This window comes from Enterococcus wangshanyuanii (assembly GCF_002197645.1).
GTDB classification, from domain to species: Bacteria; Bacillota; Bacilli; order Lactobacillales; family Enterococcaceae; genus Enterococcus_L; species Enterococcus_L wangshanyuanii.
The window spans coordinates 1143113-1161073 of the sequence record NZ_CP021874.1 but is presented as its reverse complement, the minus strand read 5'-3'; the positions used below and the strand labels follow the sequence as shown (position 1 = coordinate 1161073).

The following is a 17961-nucleotide window of genomic DNA, read 5'->3' as shown; positions in this document are numbered from 1 at the left end:
CATTATATTAAAGAAATTAAGAGCGATGTTTAACAAAAAAATGATGCTTAAAGATAACGGTAAAAAGGGAGAAAAACTTTTTTACCGTTGTTTTTGAAAAGAGGTGATCAGAATTAAGAATATAGAGTTGAAACTAACTGAAAAGAAGTTGCAGACACTATTCATTAGTGTAGGGATATCTGTTGTGTCAGGTGTGGCATTGTTGATTGTGGTCTTAATAATGAATATTTTGCCTACAAAGTCTGGAATCTTATTAAGGATGACGTTACCTACAGTTATTTCTCTTGTAATAATTCCTATTGCTTTGGCAAAGTTCTTGAACAAGACAGAGAAAGTGTTTTTTAAATGGAGTAAAAAAGAATTATGGATATCATCGATTTTAATCATTGCTTTTTCTATCATTTACTGTAACCTTAATGCAAATTTATTTGGTAAATTTACAATACTTTTTCTACTTGCTCATTATTTTCTTGCAGCATTTTCAGAAGAATTTTTATACCGAAACATTATCTTAAACGAATTGTTGGAGTCGTGGAATACCTTTTACAGTGTCTTATTATGTGCACTTATTTTTGCAGTGATTGGACATGTAGGAGAGAGTCCGTTAGATAATTTAGTGTATCGTTTCCCGCTAGGAGTAGTCTTTTCAATCGTAAGATTAAAAACAAACTCTGTATTATATACGTCTGTTATACATGCTTTTTATAATTTGTTGCTGATTGCAGGCTGATTATTTTAGAAAGAAAAGGAGTGGATCGTGTTGAGCATACTTAGAGAAAAGAATATTTATATTGCTCCTGTCATTTTCTTAGGTTTGTGGATTTATGTTGTTATGGCAGTTAGTTCTTTTAATTTCTTATCTGCATTTGCTTTTATTGTTATTGTTCCAGTATTGCTTTTTTCAAGTTCGGTTGCACTTATAGTTAACAAATTGAATATAAGAAAAAAAATAGAAAATTATATCATTTTTGTTGCTTCTGGTTTATATTCAGTTGCTTTCTATCTGCTCGTGAACACACTGATTAGTGAAACGGTTGTCTCTAAAATTATTAATAACACCAAAGATATTGTTGGAGATGCAGAAAATTTGAGTATTAGCAATGTAAGTTTCAATAATAATTTATCCTCTGGATTCATGGTATTTTTGATGGTTTTGGTTTTTACAAAAATCGCTCAATTTATATTTAGAAGAAAGTTGGTGAAATAATATGTACATAAATACACATACAAGTAGTTCAAAAATCAAAGGAATCAACATGATTTTCAATTTTGATAATGGGGTTGTAGCAGGAATTGACGCGAGAGGAGCTACATTTTTTAATGAAATAAAAAAAGGAAAAGCTGTTGAAAGGGATCTATTAACGGAGGAAGAGAAAGTTTTTTTAGACTTTCTTTTGGACAATGAGTTCATTTCGTATGCGCCCTTAAAGAAGAAAGAACAAGTAATGACAGCTTATCTTCATTTAACTAATCAATGTAATCTGCACTGTGTTGGTTGCTATTCATTCGATGATAAAAGAAATAGCGCAGATGACATGAATTATGAAGAAATTTGTCATTCTATAAAACAATTAGCGAGTGCGGGAATCCAGAATCTTGTATTTTCTGGTGGGGAACCGTTATTACGAAATGATTTATTGGATATTGTTCGATATGCGAAAATCAACTGTGATCTTCCCAATATTGTTTTGATCACGAATGGAACGATTTACAATAAGGAAAAACTTGCTGGTCTATCAAGATACGTGGATACAGTTTCGGTTTCAGTAGATTCATACGCTGAAGACTGCCCTTCGTTTATACGAGATGAAGGCATCTTTAAAAAAATTATTCGAACAATCAACTATTTAAAAGAAACTGGAAGTAATGTAAATATTTTGCCGACGGTTCATCATTTGAATGCGCATAAGTTAAGTGAATATGTTTCACTTGCAGATAAATTGGGTGTCACGATGAGTTTTAGTATCCTTACAGCTTGTTTCGAAGGGGAAATGAAGAGCTATTTACCACAGGCAGAAGATATTCAGAAAATCAGTGATTTTATGCTGGATACAGATTTAGCTATTGAAGATACATCGATTGGTGGAGAACAGCTTCAAGCAGAGAATTATTGTGGTGCAGGAAAAACGATGATTTCTATAGGAACTGACGGGAATGTTTATCCTTGCCATATGCTGATGTACGATGAGTTCTGTATAGGAAATATAAAAAGTGATACTGTTACGAATATGCGTAAATTTTCTAAAAAGGCACAACTTTTTTCTTCCTTACAGGTAGATAAATTGAATGGCGGATGTAAAGAATGTCAATTTAAATACTTATGTGGTGGAGGATGTCGAGCTAGAGCCTACTTAAAACATGAAGATATATTAGCAAAAGATCCGTATTGTAATCTTTTTTATAACTATTATGAGGAGACCACTAAAACATTTCGTTAAAAAATAGGATAATATAGGAATATTTTCATCATTAAGGAGCATGTAATGAACAGAATCGTAAGAAAAGAGAAAAAACTTGTTATTGTCTTTTTAGTGCTTTCGTTTATTGCAAGTACTATTGAAATTTCATTTGCACCAATTATTCAGAGTTTTATCGATGCAATAACCAACAAGGATTTTGGTGTATTTATTCTATCTATCTGGCTTTTTTTTCTTTTTATTGTGTTTAATTTTTTCTTTCATTATATGGCTTCAATTTTAGAGGCAACAATATTAAAAAAAGTCCATCTTACATCAAAAAATCAAGTGATGGAAAATTTACTTGAGCTAAAACCTTCTGAATTTGGAAAGAGTACAATGGGAGAGAAGATAAATATTTTTGAATATGATTTGGAAGTTTATGAACACTATTATTTGGAAAATCTATTTTTAGTTGTTCAAAACATCTTTGTTATTGTAATGGCATTTGCTTATTTACTGTCCGTAAGTGTGTTGGTTACAGGAGTCATTTTGCTGTGTGCAGTCTTATCATTCATCATACCTTCCTTAGCTGGTCGCAAAATAGATTCCTTAACTGAGAACAATTCTAAGCTGAAAAGCACCTACTTAAATGAATTGAAAGAGATTTTTGGTGGTTATGAGGTAATCAAATCATTTAGAGTAGAAAAAAATTTTAATGCTAAGCATTTGACTGCGTTAACTGATTTAGAAACAAATAGTCAAATGTTGAAGGTCCAAAATACTCGATTCAATTTGATTATAGGATCAACTCAATATCTAATTCTGATTATTTGTTTTTGCGTAAGCGGTTATTTAGTCATTCAGGGGAGATTGTCTTTAGGTCAAATGGTCGCGATAACACAGATAACAAATATGGTTATACAGCCCTTGCAATTATTAGGTGGAGCTATTGTGGAGATTGCAGGCAGTAAGACAGTCAGAGAAAATTTAGAAAGATATGTCCAAAAGCACCCTAATGATGTAAAGAGTGATGACATTACAACGAATGATTTTTGCTCCTTAGAGCTAAAAGATGTTAGCTATTCTGTAAACGAAACACATTATATTCTACAAACGATAGATTTACTGTTTGAAAAGGGGAAAAAATACGCCATTGTTGGGCACAGTGGCAGTGGAAAAACGACACTGCTAAATATTATAGGACAACTACTGGATGACTATTCAGGAAGTATTTTATATAACGGAAAAGACGTAAAGAGTGAACATCATATTAAATATGATGTTGCATTCGTTCATCAAGAGACATTTATATTCAGTGAAACATTAGAAAAAAATATTACACTATTACAAAATTATTCAGACGCGACCATTGAATATGCGATTTCTTTTTCAGAGTTAGAAGAAAAAAGTAAAAAATTAGGGAATACGATTATCAAAGAAACAGGTGTAGAACTTTCTGGTGGTGAAAAACAAAGAGTAGCAATCGCTAGATCGGTCGTAAGAAATGCTCCGATTGTTTTGATGGATGAAGTTACTTCTGCGTTGGATTACAAAACCGGAAAAGAAATCACTAAGAAGCTTTTGCTTGATCATGAGAAGACCTTGATATTTGTCACCCATGATCTTAGAAAATCGTTTTTACGTTCAATGGATCAAATTATATGCGTAAAAGATGGAAGAGTGATCGAAAGTGGAACATATATTGATTTATACAACAAGCAAGGCTTCTTTTATGAATTAAGCCATTCTATCTAGCATAAGGAGAAAAACTATGAGCACAATTTTAAAGGTTGACCATCTATATAAAAGATATGGTAAAGCAGTGATTTTAGATAATGTTTCTTTTGAAATCAATCAAGGTGAAATTATTGGATTACTGGGAAGAAATGGTTCAGGAAAGACAACACTCATGAAGCTGATTTTAGGTTTGACTTCATTTGATGCAGGACAGATTACATTTAAAGGAGATTCGGACTACTTAAAGAAATCAAATTTGATGGATGAATTTGGCTATTTGCTAGATTGCAAACTTTTTGAATATTTGAGTGCCTATGACAACTTGTACGTGATCGACAAGTATAAAAAATCTAATAAAAGTAAAAAAGAATTACATGATAAAATAATCGAGTTGTTAGCATTTGCGGATTTACCCAATAACAAAAAGGTGGTCAAAGGCTTTTCATTTGGGATGAAGCAGAGGCTAGGACTAGCCCTTTCATTGCTGGAAGATCCGAAATTCCTAATTTTGGACGAACCATTTGTAGGATTAGATCCTTTGGGGGTTGAAGACTTGCAAAAAACTATTTTTGAGATGCGGGAAAAATATGGCATAACTATTTTGATTTCTTCACATCAATTGTCAGAAATAGAACAAATGTGTGATCGCTATCTTTATATACAGGATAAGAAGATTCAAAAGGTATCTAAGATAGAAAATAAGCAGATAAAAATTCATTTGAAAACGCCAGCTAGCAAATTGGTTCAAGAATTAGAGCAACTAACCCCACTAAATAGAGATGTATTGATCTTGAACGACGATATTGATTTGTTGAATAAAATATTAAAAATAATTTACTTGAATGGTGGAGCAATCGAAAATATATCTATTGAAAGTGAAGACTTAAACAGTTTGTTTAAGGGGGATAGAGGATGAATAGTATTATTAAAGTCGAAATGTTTAAAATGTTTAAAAGAAGGATTTTTATTGGAATCATTCTTTTAAGTAGCTTTTCTTTGATTTATGCATTAGGAATTTACTTTAAGTGGCAATTTATACTAATCAATGGAAGGTTAGATGTCATTTCTTTTGCAACCAGTATGTGGGCGTTATTAATGATGTTAGGAATTCCTTTAGTGCTATTTTCTTTTTTAGGAGCGTCAATTTTAGGTGGAGAAATTAATGAAGGACAAATTCTTCTGGAAATTATTCGAACGAAATCTCGTGAAAAATTAGTAATAGGGAAATTTTTTGCCGTATCATTAGTGCTAATTATTTGCTACATGTTAAATATTGTATTATCAACGTTGTTTTATACTATATTTGTAGCTAACTCTGAACATGGGCAAGGACTACTTGTTGATTTTAAAAGATATCATTTACATTTGGTGCTTCAAAGTGCAGCAGGAGGCATTTTTTTACTCCTGTTCATTACTGTAGGGATGTTTTTTTCAATAAGCTTTGGCACTTTTAGGGCAGTTATATTTTCTATGTTACTTTTCGTTGGATTAAAGTTCATTGCAAATATTGATTCAATCAATAAATGGTTGCCAGGCTATTATACTCTTGTAGACGACAGTGATTATTCAAGCCTTGTCATGATTTATCAACTAGTTTTAATAATAGTGTTATCGATTTTAGTACTAATTATGACAAACAGACAGATGGGAAAGAAGGATTTGTAAATATTGTTATTAGGCAATTTCCAAATAAATTCTCAATAAAAGATTCTAACTTTTCAGGATATTGAAGAAAAGTAAATAGAGATTGAAAATAAGCTGAAGATTTGTTTCAGCTTATTTTTATTGTTCGGAAGAATAAAACTAGGGACAATTATGATGGAACATAATATAAAATACAATAAAAATAACAAAAATACTGAATTTCGGCTATAATAAAAGAAGAAAATAACGCAACAAAGAAAGGAATGGAAGCGGTGGAAATCACACAGAAAGATTTTGGCGAATCTACAATTTTGTATTCGCTTACTAATAATAACGGGATTACGTTATGCGTATCTAATTTAGGTGCACGAATCGTTGATTTGATCGTGTCTGTGGCTGGTGAAAAGCGAAATATTGTTTTGGGGTTTGACTCCGCGAAAGAATATATTGAAAAAGATCTTTACATCGGTGCGACGGTTGGACGAGTAGCCGGAAGAATCATAAAAGGACAATTTACAGTCAATGATAAGAAATACCAATTACCAGTCGATCCACTTAATGGAAATACGCTTCACGGAGGAGCCAAAAGCTTTGAATCACGACTTTGGAAGTCTCGGACAGAAGAAACGGAAGAAAGAATTTCAGTGATTTTTACGTATGAAAGTCCTGATCAAGAGCATGGTTTTCCAGGGAATTTGAAAGCAGAAGTAATGTATTCTTTGACAAATGAAGATGAATGGATCATTGATTATCAGGCAACGACAGATCAGCCTACAATTTACAATCCGACAAACCATGTGTATTTTAATTTGACAGGCGATGTGACAAAAACAGTTGATCAGCATTCTCTATTTATTGATGCAGATCGTTTTGCAGTGGTAGATGAAATGACTTCTGTCACAGGAGAACTGCGTGATGTCACGGATACACCTTTTGATTTTAGAAACAATACTTCAATAGAACAAGTTTTTAAGACGAACTATAAACAAAATGTGATGGTTGATGGGTTAGATCACCCATTTCTATTAAATCAAACAGGTTTTGAAAAGCCGCAGGCGATTGTCACTTCACCTAAATCAGATGTATCGATTGAAATGTATACGGATCGTCCAGTTGTTGTTGTTTTTACAGCTCAATTTGGCGAAAATAGTCCAGAAATGAGAGGGACTAAGATGGTCAGTCATGGCGGAATCGCTTTAGAAACCCAAGTGAGCCCTGGTGCTGGTGTTTTTGATGGTTTTGGTGACATTTCATTATATCCAGATCGTCCATTTCATAGCCGAACTGTCTACAAAATCAAAAGATCATTATAAGGAGTGGGAATAAAGGATGAGAACGTTATTAGGAAGTATTGAAGCTGGCGGCACAAAATTTGTATGTGCTGTTGGAACAGATGACCTAGAAATTTTAGAAAGAGTGAGTTTTCCGACAACGACTCCGGAAGAAACAATGGCTTTGGTCATCGATTTTTTCAAGCAATATGACCTTCAGGCGATCGGTATTGGTTCGTTTGGACCAATCGATATTCATGAGGATTCGCCAACATATGGTCATATCACTTCTACACCAAAGTTGGCTTGGCAAGAATATGATTTCGTCGGAGAGATGAAGCGGCATTTCGATCTTCCTATTGCTTGGACAACAGATGTTAATGCTGCGGCTTACGGTGAATATGTTAAAGGTCATGGCAAAGGGCTATCTAGCTGTGTGTATTATACGATCGGTACGGGCGTAGGAGCTGGTGCGATTCAAAATGGTCATTTCATTGAAGGATTCAGTCATCCTGAGATGGGGCATACCACGCTTAGAAGACATTCAGACGATCTGTTTGAAGGAAGTTGTCCTTTTCATGGCGATTGTTTGGAAGGAATGGTCGCAGGGCCTGCAATTGAAAAAAGAACAGGGATCAAAGGACAAGATCTAGAAGAAACGCATCCATTCTGGGAGATTGAAGCATATTATATCGCACAGGTCGCCTATAACACAACGCTGATGTTTTCACCTGAGGTCATTATTTTTGGCGGTGGCGTAATGAAGCAGGACCATATGCTGGAAAAGGTGCGTCAAGAGTTTGAAAAACTTGTAAACGGCTATGTTAAAACACCTCCGTTGAAAGAATACATTGTTACGCCTGCATTGGTAGATGATCCAGGCACGATCGGGTGTTTAGCTTTGGCCAAAGAGAAAATAAGATGATCAAAAAGTACAAAGAATAATTTTTTTATACTATATAAAGGTCATGTTTCCTAAAAAAGCTAAATATTTGTGGCAACCTCAAAATGGTGCTATTGTAATAGTGTAGTAAAAAATATTAGGAGGGATTTTGACATGGCAGATTTAAATGGACGTTTAGATGATGCAAAGGATAAAGTTGAAGGTACCGCTAAAGAAGTTCAAGGGAAAGTAACCGATGATAAAGGGAAAGAACTTGAAGGTAAAGCACAATCAACTTTTGCAGATGCAAAAGATAAAGCTCGTGATGCCGGTGACGATATCAAAGAGGGTGCTGAATCACTTGGTGACAAGATCAAAGAAGGCTTTGAAGATATCAAAGAAAAATTCCACAAACATGATGATAAGTAGTAATTTGAAAAACTAAGAAACAGATTTTAACTGACAAAGTTTACTTGTATAATCAAATAATAGTGAATAAGGGTGAGACAAAAGCGTACGTTTCGTTTTGTTTCACTCTTATTTTTGTTGTAAAGCGTAGTCATAAAATCATTGATATGATAAAGTTAAGGGAGTAGAGTGTGGAAGGAAGGGATATGAGTGTTTACTGACTGGTTATTATCACTGGAGGCTTGGCAGCAAGCGTTGGTAGGAACAGGATTTACCTATTTCATGACTGCTTTGGGAGCAGCATTGGTTTTTTTCTTTAAGGAAATAAAAAAAGATATTTTGAATTTAATGCTGGGGTTTGCCTCAGGGGTGATGATCGCTGCGAGTTTCTGGTCTTTGCTTGACCCGGCTATCAAACAAGCAGAAGAAAACGGCAGTATTGCTTGGCTGGTCGTAAGTTTCGGGTTTGGTTTAGGCGGATTGTTTTTATATATTGCTGATAAGACGTTGCCCCATATGCATTTTGGCCCGAATCATGAAAAAGAAGGGTTGCCGAGTCATCTAAAACGTACGATTTTACTCGTTTTCTCTATTACATTACATAATATTCCAGAAGGATTAGCAGTCGGAGTAGCCTTTGGCGCAGCAAACTCAGCAGATGATCCAACAAAAGCTGTCTTGGCGGCAGTTTCTGTTGCTCTAGGAATCGGGATTCAAAATTTTCCGGAAGGTGCAGCAGTGTCGATTCCTTTACGTCAAGAAAATCTAAGCCGGAAAAAGGCCTTTCTGTATGGTCAAGCTTCAGGAATTGTCGAACCTATCGCAGGGATCATTGGAGCTATCTTGGTAACGAAGGTCACCATGCTATTGCCCTATGCACTGGCTTTTGCAGCAGGAGCAATGATTTATGTAGTAGTTGAAGAACTGATTCCAGAAGCGCAGCAAACAGTAACTAGCAGAAGACACTTTGCAGTCTTTGGCGTAATGCTCGGTTTCATTATTATGATGATATTAGATGTGGCATTGGGATGAAACTTTTTATCAAAAACAAAAAAACAAGAACGTGGATCAATCCAAAGTTCTTGTTTTTTGCTAGATTAAAGTACTCGTTCAAAAGGATCTAAGCTGATTCCTTTTTCTAAAACGATTTTTGCATATTCTTGTGCAGAAAATAAAGAGTGATCTTTGTAATTTCCACATTCTTTTGCAGAAACAGCAGGAACGAAATCTGTTTCAACAATAAAATTAAGCACGTTTACTAACGCATCGCGAATTTCTTTTGGTGAATGTTCATTCCACATGATCATATAAAAACCAGTGCGGCAGCCCATTGGAGAGATGTCGATGATTCCTTCTAAATGATCACGTAAGTTTACTGCTAATAGATGTTCTAGTGTGTGAACTGCAGCTGTCGGCAATTCATCTTCATTTGGCTGTAAGAAGCGTAGGTCGTACTTTTCGATCAGCGCTTCCCCATTTTTTTCTGTACCAGCTAAGCGCACATAAGGGGCTTTTACTGTATTGTGGTCTAATTCAAAACTTTCAACACGTGCCATGGTATTCACTCCTTCAAATTAAGTAAATGTCGCTTTTAACTATAACAAATACGTTTCAAATGTCAATAGATTGACGCAGGGACTTCTTTGACGATGAGTAGAATGAATTATTTCAATAAAATGGAGAAAAATCACTTTACTTCCTATGTAGTAATAGTCGATACTATGGTAAAATGGAAAAAGCAACTTTCTTCAGGAAGACGAGAGGAGATAAATAAGTATGAAAGAAAAGTATAATGTTGCCATAGTAGGAGCAACTGGGGCTGTTGGAACAAAGATGATCGAAATGTTGGCTGATTCGACATTGCCGTTGAACCATGTCAAACTTTTGGCATCGAAACGTTCTGCTGGTAAAGAACTAACATTTAAAGGACAGACATTAGTAATCGAAGAGTTAGTTCCTGAGTCATTTGAAAATGTCGACATCGCTTTGTTTAGTGCAGGCGGAAGTATCTCTAAACAATTTGCTCCTGAAGCGGTAAAACGAGGAGCTGTGGTTATCGATAATACGAGTCATTTTAGAATGGATCCAGAAGTTCCTCTAGTAGTTCCAGAGGTCAATCCGCACGCATTGAAACGTCACAAAGGAATCATCGCTAATCCAAACTGTTCAACGATCCAATTGATGGTGGCACTTGAGCCGATTCGTAAAGCGTATGGATTGGATCGGTTGATCGTATCGACCTATCAGGCAGTTAGCGGAGCTGGTATCCATGCAATGGAAGAGCTAAAATCACAGGCGGTAGACTACATCAATGGAACACCAGCCGATCAGCTTAAAGCAACGATTTTACCGAGTGGTGGAGATAAAAAACATTATCCGATCGCGTTTAATGCGTTGCCGCAGATCGATGTTTTCTCAGATGAGGATTACACATACGAAGAATGGAAAATGATCAATGAAACGAAGAAGATCATGGAAGATGACAGCATCAAAGTTGTTGCAACATGTGTACGGATTCCGGTATTGTCTGGACATTCAGAATCTGTCTATATCGAAGTCAAAGAAGATGGCGCAGATGTGGCTAAAATCAAGCAGTTGATAGCAGAAGCACCTGGCGCTGTATTACAGGACGATCCAAGTCAGCAAATTTATCCGCAGGCTTTGACAAGCATCGATCGTAAGGAAACTTTTGTTGGACGGATCCGCAAAGATATCGATATCGATAAAGGATACCATATGTGGGTCGTCTCTGATAACTTGTTAAAAGGAGCAGCGTGGAATTCCGTTCAAATTGCTGAAACATTGCATGCAATGGATTTGGTTGGTGTTGAATAAATCGCTCCAAAAATTGGCGCTTTGGAAATTGGAAGCTTGTTATTATCCAGCTGCACAAATCAATCCTTAGGAAAATAGACAAATTGCCAGTGTGACAAAGAATGTCACAAAGTCAATTTCCTAATTTTCTACAGGATTAAGCGATTTGTTCCGCATCTATTGTTATCCAGCTGCACAGGCTAGCTCTTCGGAAAAAAGATAAAAATAGAATGAGACAAAAAGCGTCTCAATCGATTTTTCCTATTTTTCTTTCAGAGCTTGACGAGCCTGTTCCGCTTTTAAATTAGGAGGAAGTAAGTATGAATTTAGAAAATGCAACGATCATCACAGCTATGGTCACACCTTTTGACGAAAATGGTGCAATCGATTTTTCTAGATTGCCTCAATTGGTGAATCATCTGCTTGATAATCATACAGAAGGAATAATTTTAGCAGGTACAACGGGAGAATCCCCTACTTTGACTCATGATGAAGAAATCGAGTTGTTCAATGAAGTGATTCGTTTAGTTGATGGGCGTGTACCGATCATTTGTGGTGTGGGAACCAATGATACACGTGATTCAGTTGAATTTGTCAAAGAAATTTCTGCTATTAGAGGGATCGATGCTGGTTTAGCTGTTGTTCCTTATTACAATAAACCAAATCAAGAAGGATTATATCAACATTTTAAAGCCATTGCTGAAGCAAGTGATTTACCGATCATTTTGTATAATGTGCCGGGAAGAACGGTTGCCAGCCTTGATGTAGCAACAAGTTTGCGTTTAGCAGAGTTGAAAAATATCGTGGCCATCAAAGAATGTTTTGGTTTAGATGCCTTAACTGAGTTGGTTGAGAAAGCGCCAAAAGACTTTTTAGTGTATACTGGAGAAGATTCCTTAGCTTTTTCAAATAAAGCGATAGGTGGACAAGGGGTCATTTCGGTAGCCAGTCATGTTTTTGGTACGGAAATGTATAACATGTATCAAGCACTGGATCAAGGAGATTTAAAAAAAGCAGCAGCGATTCAACGGCAATTACTGCCTAAGATGAATGTACTGTTTTCAGTACCATCTCCTGCGCCAGTTAAAGCGGCGTTAAATCATTTAGGCATTGCTGTCGGTGATTTACGTTTACCTCTTGTATCTTGTACTTCTGAAGAAAAGGCGAAAATTTTAAGCATATTGGATCTATGATCTGGTATGAGAATATAGAGAGGTGAAACTAGTGAGTACAATAAAAATCGTTCCCTTAGGCGGCGTTCGTGAAAATGGTAAAAATATGTACATCGCAGAAGTGGAAGATGAAATTTTTGTGCTGGATTGCGGATTAAAATATCCAGAAAATGAACTGCTGGGGATTGATGTGGTCATTCCTGATTTTACGTATTTGGAAGAAAACATTGATCGAGTTGCCGGGGTTTTCTTAACACATGGTCATGCAGATGCGATTGGAGCGTTACCGTATCTGTTAGCCAAAGTTCATGTACCAGTTTTTGGTACGGAGTTAACGATCGAGTTAGCTAAATTAAACGTAGGTGATCATGCTGAATCAAAAAACTTTGATGATTTTCACGTAGTTGATGCACATACGGAAATCGATTTTGCGCATGCAACAATCAGCTTTTTCAGAACCACACATACGATTCCTGACTCAATCGGAATCAATCTGAAAACCAAAGAAGGCAATATTGTCTACACAGGTGATTTCAAATTTGATCAAAGTGCAATACCGATGTATCAAACTGATTTTGGGCGTTTAGCAGAAATCGGAAACGAGGGTGTTCTTGCCTTATTGAGTGATTCGTCAAATGCTGAAAATCCTTCACAAGTTGTTTCTGAACTTCAAATTGCAGATGAAGTATTCGATACGATTCGTTACTGGGAAGGCCGTATTATCGTAGCTTGCGTGGCAAGTAATTTGCAACGTGTGCAGCAAATTTTAGACGCTGCCCATCGCTCTGATCGCAAGATCGTTTTAACAGGACAAGATTTCCAACGAATCATCAACACAGCGATCAAGTTAGATAAGTTAAAGTTACCAAGTGAAGATTTGATCATCGGTGTCAAAGAAATGAAAAAATATCAGGCGGAGCAACTGATCATTCTGGAAACAGGAACGATGGGTGAGCCAATCAAATCGCTGCAGAAAATGGCGAACAAAACCCACCGTACGATCAAAATCCAGGAAGGTGATTTAGTTTACATCACGACTACGCCAACAACAGCGATGGAAACAGCTGTTGCCAAAACAGAAGATATCGTTTATCGTGCTGGCGGTGTTGTCAAACAAATCTCAGATAATATGCGTGTGTCTGGTCATGCTAGTCCGACAGATTTACAGCTGATGTTAAACTTGATCAAACCTAAATATTTCATTCCTGTACAAGGAGAGTACCGGCAATTAGCAGCACATGCTGACTTAGCACATGAATTAGGTATTCCTTATAAGAACATTTTTATCACAGGTCGCGGTGATATTCTTGAATATACGAAGAATAAGATGACAGTAGCTGGTAGTACAACTGCTGAAAATATTATGATCGATGGAATCGGTGTTGGTGATATCGGTAATATCGTTCTACGCGATCGTCGAATTCTATCAGAAGATGGTATTTTTGTTGCTGTTGTGACGATCAATCGCCGTGAAAAGCGGATCGTTTCTCCTGCTAAAATTACCTCAAGAGGCTTTGTTTATGTTAAAACAAGCAAAGACTTGATGAAAGAAAGTAGCAATATCGTGACTGAGATCGTTGAAAAACATCTCGAAAGCAGCGATTTTGAGTGGAGTAAGTTGAAACAAGACATCCGGGAGCAATTGAGCCGTTATTTGTTTGAACAAACGAAACGTCGTCCAGTGATCCTACCAGTTATCATGGAGGCTACTCAAAGAAAAGGACGCAAGGCATCAAATTAGCATCTAACAGTCACTCAGTTAGCGTAATAGCGGCTGAGTGATTTTTGTTTATCATGACTGAATTTTTTTACAGATACACTTTTTTTAGATACAATTAAATGGATGATGGGAGGGATAGATTTGGAAAAGAAACAAGAAACACGCTGGATCAAATTTCTTGGGGGAAAAAATCTGTTATTTACGCTCGTAGCTTTACTGTTATTAGGTGCAGTGATTTTCATTTTTCACCAAGTTGGCTTTATCTTTGGTCCGATCGGGGTTGTATTTAAGACGATTATAGGTCCAACAATTTTAGCATTGATTTTATATTATTTATTTAACCCGGTTGTAAATTGGCTGGAAAAGCACAAGGTAAAACGAGTGTATGGTGTATCAGCTATTTTTGTTGTATTGATCACATTGCTCGTTGTTGGGATTATTTTGGTCGTTCCAATCATCCAAAAGCAAGTGGATGGTCTGGTCAAAAGTTTTCCTCAATATATGGAAGATCTCAACAAAATGGTTGCTGACTTTTTCCATAATTCCGCATTCGAAAAGCCTTTAGCAGATGCATTAGCTAGTGTTCAAAATTGGTTCGACAATGTGTCGGATAAAATCGGTAGTTATTTTTCAAAAGCAGTTGAAGGAGCTTCAACTGTGTTTTCAACACTGACTGGTTTTGCACTTATAATGGTCACGGCACCGATCATCACTTTCTTTTTACTAAAGGATGATCAAAAATTCTTTTCATTTGTGTTAAGTATTATACCGCCTCGTTTTAGAAAAGATGCCAAAGAAATCGGAGCAACGATGAGCAGTCAAGTAGGTGCCTATTTAAAAGGTCAAATCCTAGTATCGATCGCGATCGGTATTTTGACCTTCATCGGTTTTTGGCTGATCAAAGTACCTTACTCAGGTACACTATCGATCATTGTTGGTGTGACAGCTGTGATTCCTTATATTGGTCCAGTGATCGCGTTTATTCCAGCTGCGATCGTTGCTTTAATGGTTTCGTTTGGAATGTTTATCAAAATGAGTATTGTCTGGATGATCGTCCAAATGCTGAATGGTCATTTGATTGCGCCGCAAGTGATGGGAAAACGTCTTGTTGTCCATCCATTGACCATTGTGATCGTTTTGTTAGTAATGGGTGATTTACTCGGCATGTTTGGGTTGATTTTTGGGATTCCGATTTATGCGATTGCTAAAGTATTGGTTACTTATATTTTCCGTAAATTCAAACAACGTTATAATCAGTACTATGGAGAGAGTGGAGAGTACGAGGATACTGAATTTTCCAAAGAAGAATACTTAGATGAATAAACTAAAAAAATGGACTAGTCAAACTTGTTAGAGAGAAAGACTAGTTCGTTTTTTTCTAGGATTTGTTCAAATAGAGTTCGTATCTTTTGTAATACAAAATTTTAGGCGGTACAATTTAAATAAGATAAAAAAATGCAGGTTTATGAGGAGAGATAATTATGAGGCGATTTATAAAGATCCTATTTGGATTGATCGCATTAGTACTTTTCATTGGAACGCTAGGGTTACTTAGCCAAGTACTCCAAATTCCCTGGCTATCTTCAATAATTGGGAATTTTATCATTGGTCATTTGTGGCTGTTCTCGTTTTTTGAGTGGATTTTGGTGATTTTAGGCGGTCTTTTGACTCTTATTTTATTGTTTGTCTTATCTGTTTCTGCGCGCCGCAAGCGATTGGTTGTAAAAGATGGGCTGAACCGTACGGAGGTTCTTAGAAGCACCCTTATTCAAATTGTGCAAAATGCCTATGATTCAGTGATTCATCCAGATAAAACAAAAGTAGTTGTCAAGATCAAAGGAAAAGAAAAGGTCGTCGTTAAACTGAAAATCGACGTTCGTAGTAAGGAAGACTTTGCCCCAATGGCGGATGAGATTAAATTACGGGTGGAAGAAGCGTTGGCTAAGGCGTTAGAATCGATCGAAAGTAGTGTGACCGTTTCTTTAAAGGAAAAAGAACCAACAAATTCTACTTCATTTGGAAAAAAACAATCACGAGTCGTTTAGGGGGGAACAATGATGGAGCAAAAACAAAAAGAAGAGTGGATCAAACGGCTTAAACCGTACCGCTTTAGAATCATCTGGACAACCTTGTTTTTCTTATTGGCAGTACTTTTCCTTTGGATCGGCTTTGGGAAAACATTGGTTCTGCTGATTTTTGGTGCAGTAGGATATCTTATCGGTAAAATGCGGGATGAAGATTTGGATATCTATTCCTTGATCGATGCAGTACGCGGGATGATAGGAATTTAAACAAAAAATTTTGAAAGGGGAAAATAAAAATGACAGAAGAAGTTAAAGAGAATGTGGCTCAATTAAAATCGAAGTTGACTTTTGATGATGTCGTGATCAAAAAAATCGTAGGCGTTGTTATTTCGGAAGTTGACGGTATTTTAGGTCTGAGTGGAAATTTGTTTACGGATTTTGCAGAACGTTTTAGAGATAATGAGGATTTGACAAAAGGAATCGACGTTGAAGTTGGAACGAAACAAGTAGCCGTTGATGTTTCTGTTATTTGTCAGTACGATGTTGATATTTCTATGTTATTCGACAAAACAGTTGAGAAGATCAAACAAGCGATCCATTATATGACTGGGTTGGATCTTGTGGAATTCAATATGAATGTCGGTGATGTGATGACCAAAGAACAATATTTGGAAAAGTATCGAGGAAAAGAAGCGACTGAGACTGTTAAAACTGTAAATTAAATCAAGCTAATAACATGACAAAACGTGTGGAACCTATAAAATTGAGGTTTCACACGTTTTTTAATTAAAAAATAATATGTTCGATCGTTAAGAGAGTTTGTTTGATGCTTAACCCCTCTTGTTCAGCGCTACCTAAATAGCCTGTCAGCTGTCCGTTTTTACCGATCACACGATGACAGGGAATAATGATTGGAAGTGGATTCTTACTATTCGCTTGGCCTATTGCGCGAACAGCTTTTGGGGAATCGACTGCACTAGCGATCTCTAAATAACTACGCGTTTCACCGTATGGAATCTGAGTAAGAGCCTGCCATACCTTTTGTTGAAAGACTGTGCCAGTTTGAATCGACAAAGGTACACTAAAGGACGTTCGCTTTCCTGAAAAATAGTCAGCCAATTCATCTGCCGCTTGCCGTGTATATCGATTGTCGTGGTGTTCTGACAGTTCAGTAAAAGAAATTTTTGTCAGACCTTGATCATTTGCATCGAGCCAAATGAAACCAAAAGGAGCGTGTACTTTCATTTCGAGCCTCCTGTATTTTCGTTGTTACTTTATTATACTTCATTGATAAATGTTTGAATACCAATCAACCTATTTCTTATGAGATGGGAGCTTTTTTATTTGCTATCTTTTTTATATCTTACATTATGTGTTAAAATGTATTGTACATCATGTTGTTTCAGAAAGTGAGGAGAATTAGTGAAGAAATTGTCTGTAATATTAGTAGTTCTAATATGTTTAATTAGTCTGAGTAGTTGTAAAACAGAAAAAAAAGAGGAGACTACAGATTTGTTTTTAAAGACTTGGGAAGGCAAAAGAGAAGACTCGAGATATGAATTGAGTCTTGTTAAATCGGAAAATAGACATATCATCGCAGAATTGTTGGAAAATAATGTGCAGAAGTATAAGTACATTTGCGTTATAGATACAGTTACTAAAGATACCTTAATTCTCAAATATGAAAAAATAGTTTTAACATTCAAGCTATCAGATAATGAAATGATATATACAAAAAGCATTGATGGAACTGAAGGCATTGAGGGGACTAGTAAACCAATCCAATTTTACAAATGAATTATTTTTACATATTGTCAATTTAATATTAGTAAGGAGTTTTACATGAAGAAAATAATTTTGTCAGTGTTGCTTTTATTTGGAGCAGTTCA

General features: G+C 36.0%; 20 protein-coding genes. 18 read left to right on the top strand and 2 right to left on the bottom strand.

Going from position 1 to position 17961, the window contains the following annotated elements:
• Positions 1-184: 184 nt before the first annotated feature.
• The 10 genes from CC204_RS05615 to CC204_RS05570 all read left to right on the top strand — a co-directional run bounded on the left by CC204_RS05615 (position 185) and on the right by CC204_RS05570 (position 9374).
• Positions 185-730, top strand: coding sequence for a CPBP family intramembrane glutamic endopeptidase (locus tag CC204_RS05615; protein WP_157894243.1), 546 nt, complete (start codon positions 185-187; stop codon positions 728-730).
• 30 nt (positions 731-760) lie between these two features.
• On the top strand, positions 761-1207 hold the full coding sequence (locus CC204_RS05610) for a hypothetical protein (RefSeq protein ID WP_088269214.1): 447 nt from the start codon (positions 761-763) through the stop codon (positions 1205-1207).
• Position 1208: 1 nt separating this feature from the next.
• Positions 1209-2438, top strand: coding sequence for a radical SAM/SPASM domain-containing protein (locus CC204_RS05605; protein WP_088269212.1), 1230 nt, complete (start codon positions 1209-1211; stop codon positions 2436-2438).
• 45 nt (positions 2439-2483) lie between these two features.
• A complete protein-coding gene (locus CC204_RS05600; protein ID WP_088269210.1) occupies positions 2484-4154 on the top strand; it encodes an ABC transporter ATP-binding protein in 1671 nt (556 codons plus the stop codon).
• Positions 4155-4170: 16 nt separating this feature from the next.
• On the top strand, positions 4171-5052 hold the full coding sequence (locus CC204_RS05595) for an ABC transporter ATP-binding protein (RefSeq protein WP_088269208.1): 882 nt from the start codon (positions 4171-4173) through the stop codon (positions 5050-5052).
• Positions 5049-5801, top strand: coding sequence for an ABC transporter permease (locus tag CC204_RS05590; RefSeq protein WP_088269206.1), 753 nt, complete (start codon positions 5049-5051; stop codon positions 5799-5801). The genes CC204_RS05595 and CC204_RS05590 overlap by 4 nt, the downstream gene beginning before the upstream one ends.
• Positions 5802-6043: 242 nt before the next feature.
• Positions 6044-7093, top strand: a complete 1050-nt coding sequence (locus tag CC204_RS05585) for an aldose epimerase family protein (protein WP_188634481.1) — start codon at positions 6044-6046, stop codon at positions 7091-7093.
• A 16-nt stretch (positions 7094-7109) separates the two neighbouring features.
• Positions 7110-7976, top strand: a complete 867-nt coding sequence (scrK, locus tag CC204_RS05580; protein WP_088269203.1) for a fructokinase ScrK — start codon at positions 7110-7112, stop codon at positions 7974-7976.
• A gap of 132 nt (positions 7977-8108) precedes the next feature.
• On the top strand, positions 8109-8363 hold the full coding sequence (locus tag CC204_RS05575; RefSeq protein WP_088269201.1) for a CsbD family protein: 255 nt from the start codon (positions 8109-8111) through the stop codon (positions 8361-8363).
• 189 nt (positions 8364-8552) lie between these two features.
• Positions 8553-9374, top strand: coding sequence for a ZIP family metal transporter (locus CC204_RS05570; RefSeq protein WP_088269200.1), 822 nt, complete (start codon positions 8553-8555; stop codon positions 9372-9374).
• 65 nt (positions 9375-9439) lie between these two features.
• Here the strand turns inward: CC204_RS05570 and CC204_RS05565 are convergent, their stop codons facing one another.
• Complete coding sequence (locus CC204_RS05565) at positions 9440-9898, bottom strand: S-ribosylhomocysteine lyase (RefSeq protein ID WP_087641406.1); 459 nt, start codon at positions 9896-9898, stop codon at positions 9440-9442.
• A gap of 220 nt (positions 9899-10118) precedes the next feature.
• Between CC204_RS05565 and CC204_RS05560 the strand changes: the two genes are divergently transcribed.
• The 7 genes from CC204_RS05560 (at position 10119) to CC204_RS05530 (ending at position 16794) form a co-directional block, all read left to right on the top strand.
• Entirely contained in the window at positions 10119-11177 is a 1059-nt protein-coding gene (locus tag CC204_RS05560) for an aspartate-semialdehyde dehydrogenase (protein WP_088269198.1), read from the top strand.
• 299 nt (positions 11178-11476) lie between these two features.
• On the top strand, positions 11477-12349 hold the full coding sequence (gene dapA, locus CC204_RS05555; RefSeq protein ID WP_088269197.1) for a 4-hydroxy-tetrahydrodipicolinate synthase: 873 nt from the start codon (positions 11477-11479) through the stop codon (positions 12347-12349).
• 31 nt (positions 12350-12380) lie between these two features.
• Positions 12381-14069, top strand: coding sequence for a ribonuclease J (locus tag CC204_RS05550; protein WP_088269195.1), 1689 nt, complete (start codon positions 12381-12383; stop codon positions 14067-14069).
• A gap of 120 nt (positions 14070-14189) precedes the next feature.
• Positions 14190-15371 (top strand): AI-2E family transporter, encoded by a 1182-nt coding sequence (locus tag CC204_RS05545; RefSeq protein ID WP_088269193.1) that lies wholly within the window; start codon positions 14190-14192, stop codon positions 15369-15371.
• A 158-nt stretch (positions 15372-15529) separates the two neighbouring features.
• Positions 15530-16093 carry an alkaline shock response membrane anchor protein AmaP gene (amaP, locus tag CC204_RS05540; protein WP_088269191.1) on the top strand — a complete coding sequence of 188 codons (564 nt, stop codon included), beginning with the start codon at positions 15530-15532 and terminating at the stop codon, positions 16091-16093.
• A gap of 12 nt (positions 16094-16105) precedes the next feature.
• Entirely contained in the window at positions 16106-16339 is a 234-nt protein-coding gene (locus CC204_RS05535) for a DUF2273 domain-containing protein (protein ID WP_088269189.1), read from the top strand.
• Between the two features lie 29 nt (positions 16340-16368).
• A complete protein-coding gene (locus CC204_RS05530; RefSeq protein ID WP_088269188.1) occupies positions 16369-16794 on the top strand; it encodes an Asp23/Gls24 family envelope stress response protein in 426 nt (141 codons plus the stop codon).
• 64 nt (positions 16795-16858) lie between these two features.
• Here the strand turns inward: CC204_RS05530 and CC204_RS05525 are convergent, their stop codons facing one another.
• Entirely contained in the window at positions 16859-17317 is a 459-nt protein-coding gene (locus CC204_RS05525) for a methylated-DNA--[protein]-cysteine S-methyltransferase (RefSeq protein ID WP_088269187.1), read from the bottom strand.
• Between the two features lie 177 nt (positions 17318-17494).
• Between CC204_RS05525 and CC204_RS05520 the strand changes: the two genes are divergently transcribed.
• Entirely contained in the window at positions 17495-17869 is a 375-nt protein-coding gene (locus CC204_RS05520; protein ID WP_088269185.1) for a hypothetical protein, read from the top strand.
• Positions 17870-17961: the final 92 nt, after the last annotated feature.

Coding starts and splice junctions, on each gene's coding strand:
- CC204_RS05560 (WP_088269198.1), top strand. CDS start 10,119: ATGAAAGAAAAGTATAATGTTGCCATAGTAGGAGCAACTGGGGCTGTT.
- CC204_RS05565 (WP_087641406.1), bottom strand. CDS start 9,898: ATGGCACGTGTTGAAAGTTTTGAATTAGACCACAATACAGTAAAAGCC.
- CC204_RS05575 (WP_088269201.1), top strand. CDS start 8,109: ATGGCAGATTTAAATGGACGTTTAGATGATGCAAAGGATAAAGTTGAA.
- CC204_RS05600 (WP_088269210.1), top strand. CDS start 2,484: ATGAACAGAATCGTAAGAAAAGAGAAAAAACTTGTTATTGTCTTTTTA.
- CC204_RS05530 (WP_088269188.1), top strand. CDS start 16,369: ATGACAGAAGAAGTTAAAGAGAATGTGGCTCAATTAAAATCGAAGTTG.
- CC204_RS05605 (WP_088269212.1), top strand. CDS start 1,209: ATGTACATAAATACACATACAAGTAGTTCAAAAATCAAAGGAATCAAC.
- CC204_RS05590 (WP_088269206.1), top strand. CDS start 5,049: ATGAATAGTATTATTAAAGTCGAAATGTTTAAAATGTTTAAAAGAAGG.
- scrK (WP_088269203.1), top strand. CDS start 7,110: ATGAGAACGTTATTAGGAAGTATTGAAGCTGGCGGCACAAAATTTGTA.
- CC204_RS05525 (WP_088269187.1), bottom strand. CDS start 17,317: ATGAAAGTACACGCTCCTTTTGGTTTCATTTGGCTCGATGCAAATGAT.
- dapA (WP_088269197.1), top strand. CDS start 11,477: ATGAATTTAGAAAATGCAACGATCATCACAGCTATGGTCACACCTTTT.
- CC204_RS05585 (WP_188634481.1), top strand. CDS start 6,044: ATGGAAGCGGTGGAAATCACACAGAAAGATTTTGGCGAATCTACAATT.
- CC204_RS05535 (WP_088269189.1), top strand. CDS start 16,106: ATGGAGCAAAAACAAAAAGAAGAGTGGATCAAACGGCTTAAACCGTAC.
- amaP (WP_088269191.1), top strand. CDS start 15,530: ATGAGGCGATTTATAAAGATCCTATTTGGATTGATCGCATTAGTACTT.
- CC204_RS05595 (WP_088269208.1), top strand. CDS start 4,171: ATGAGCACAATTTTAAAGGTTGACCATCTATATAAAAGATATGGTAAA.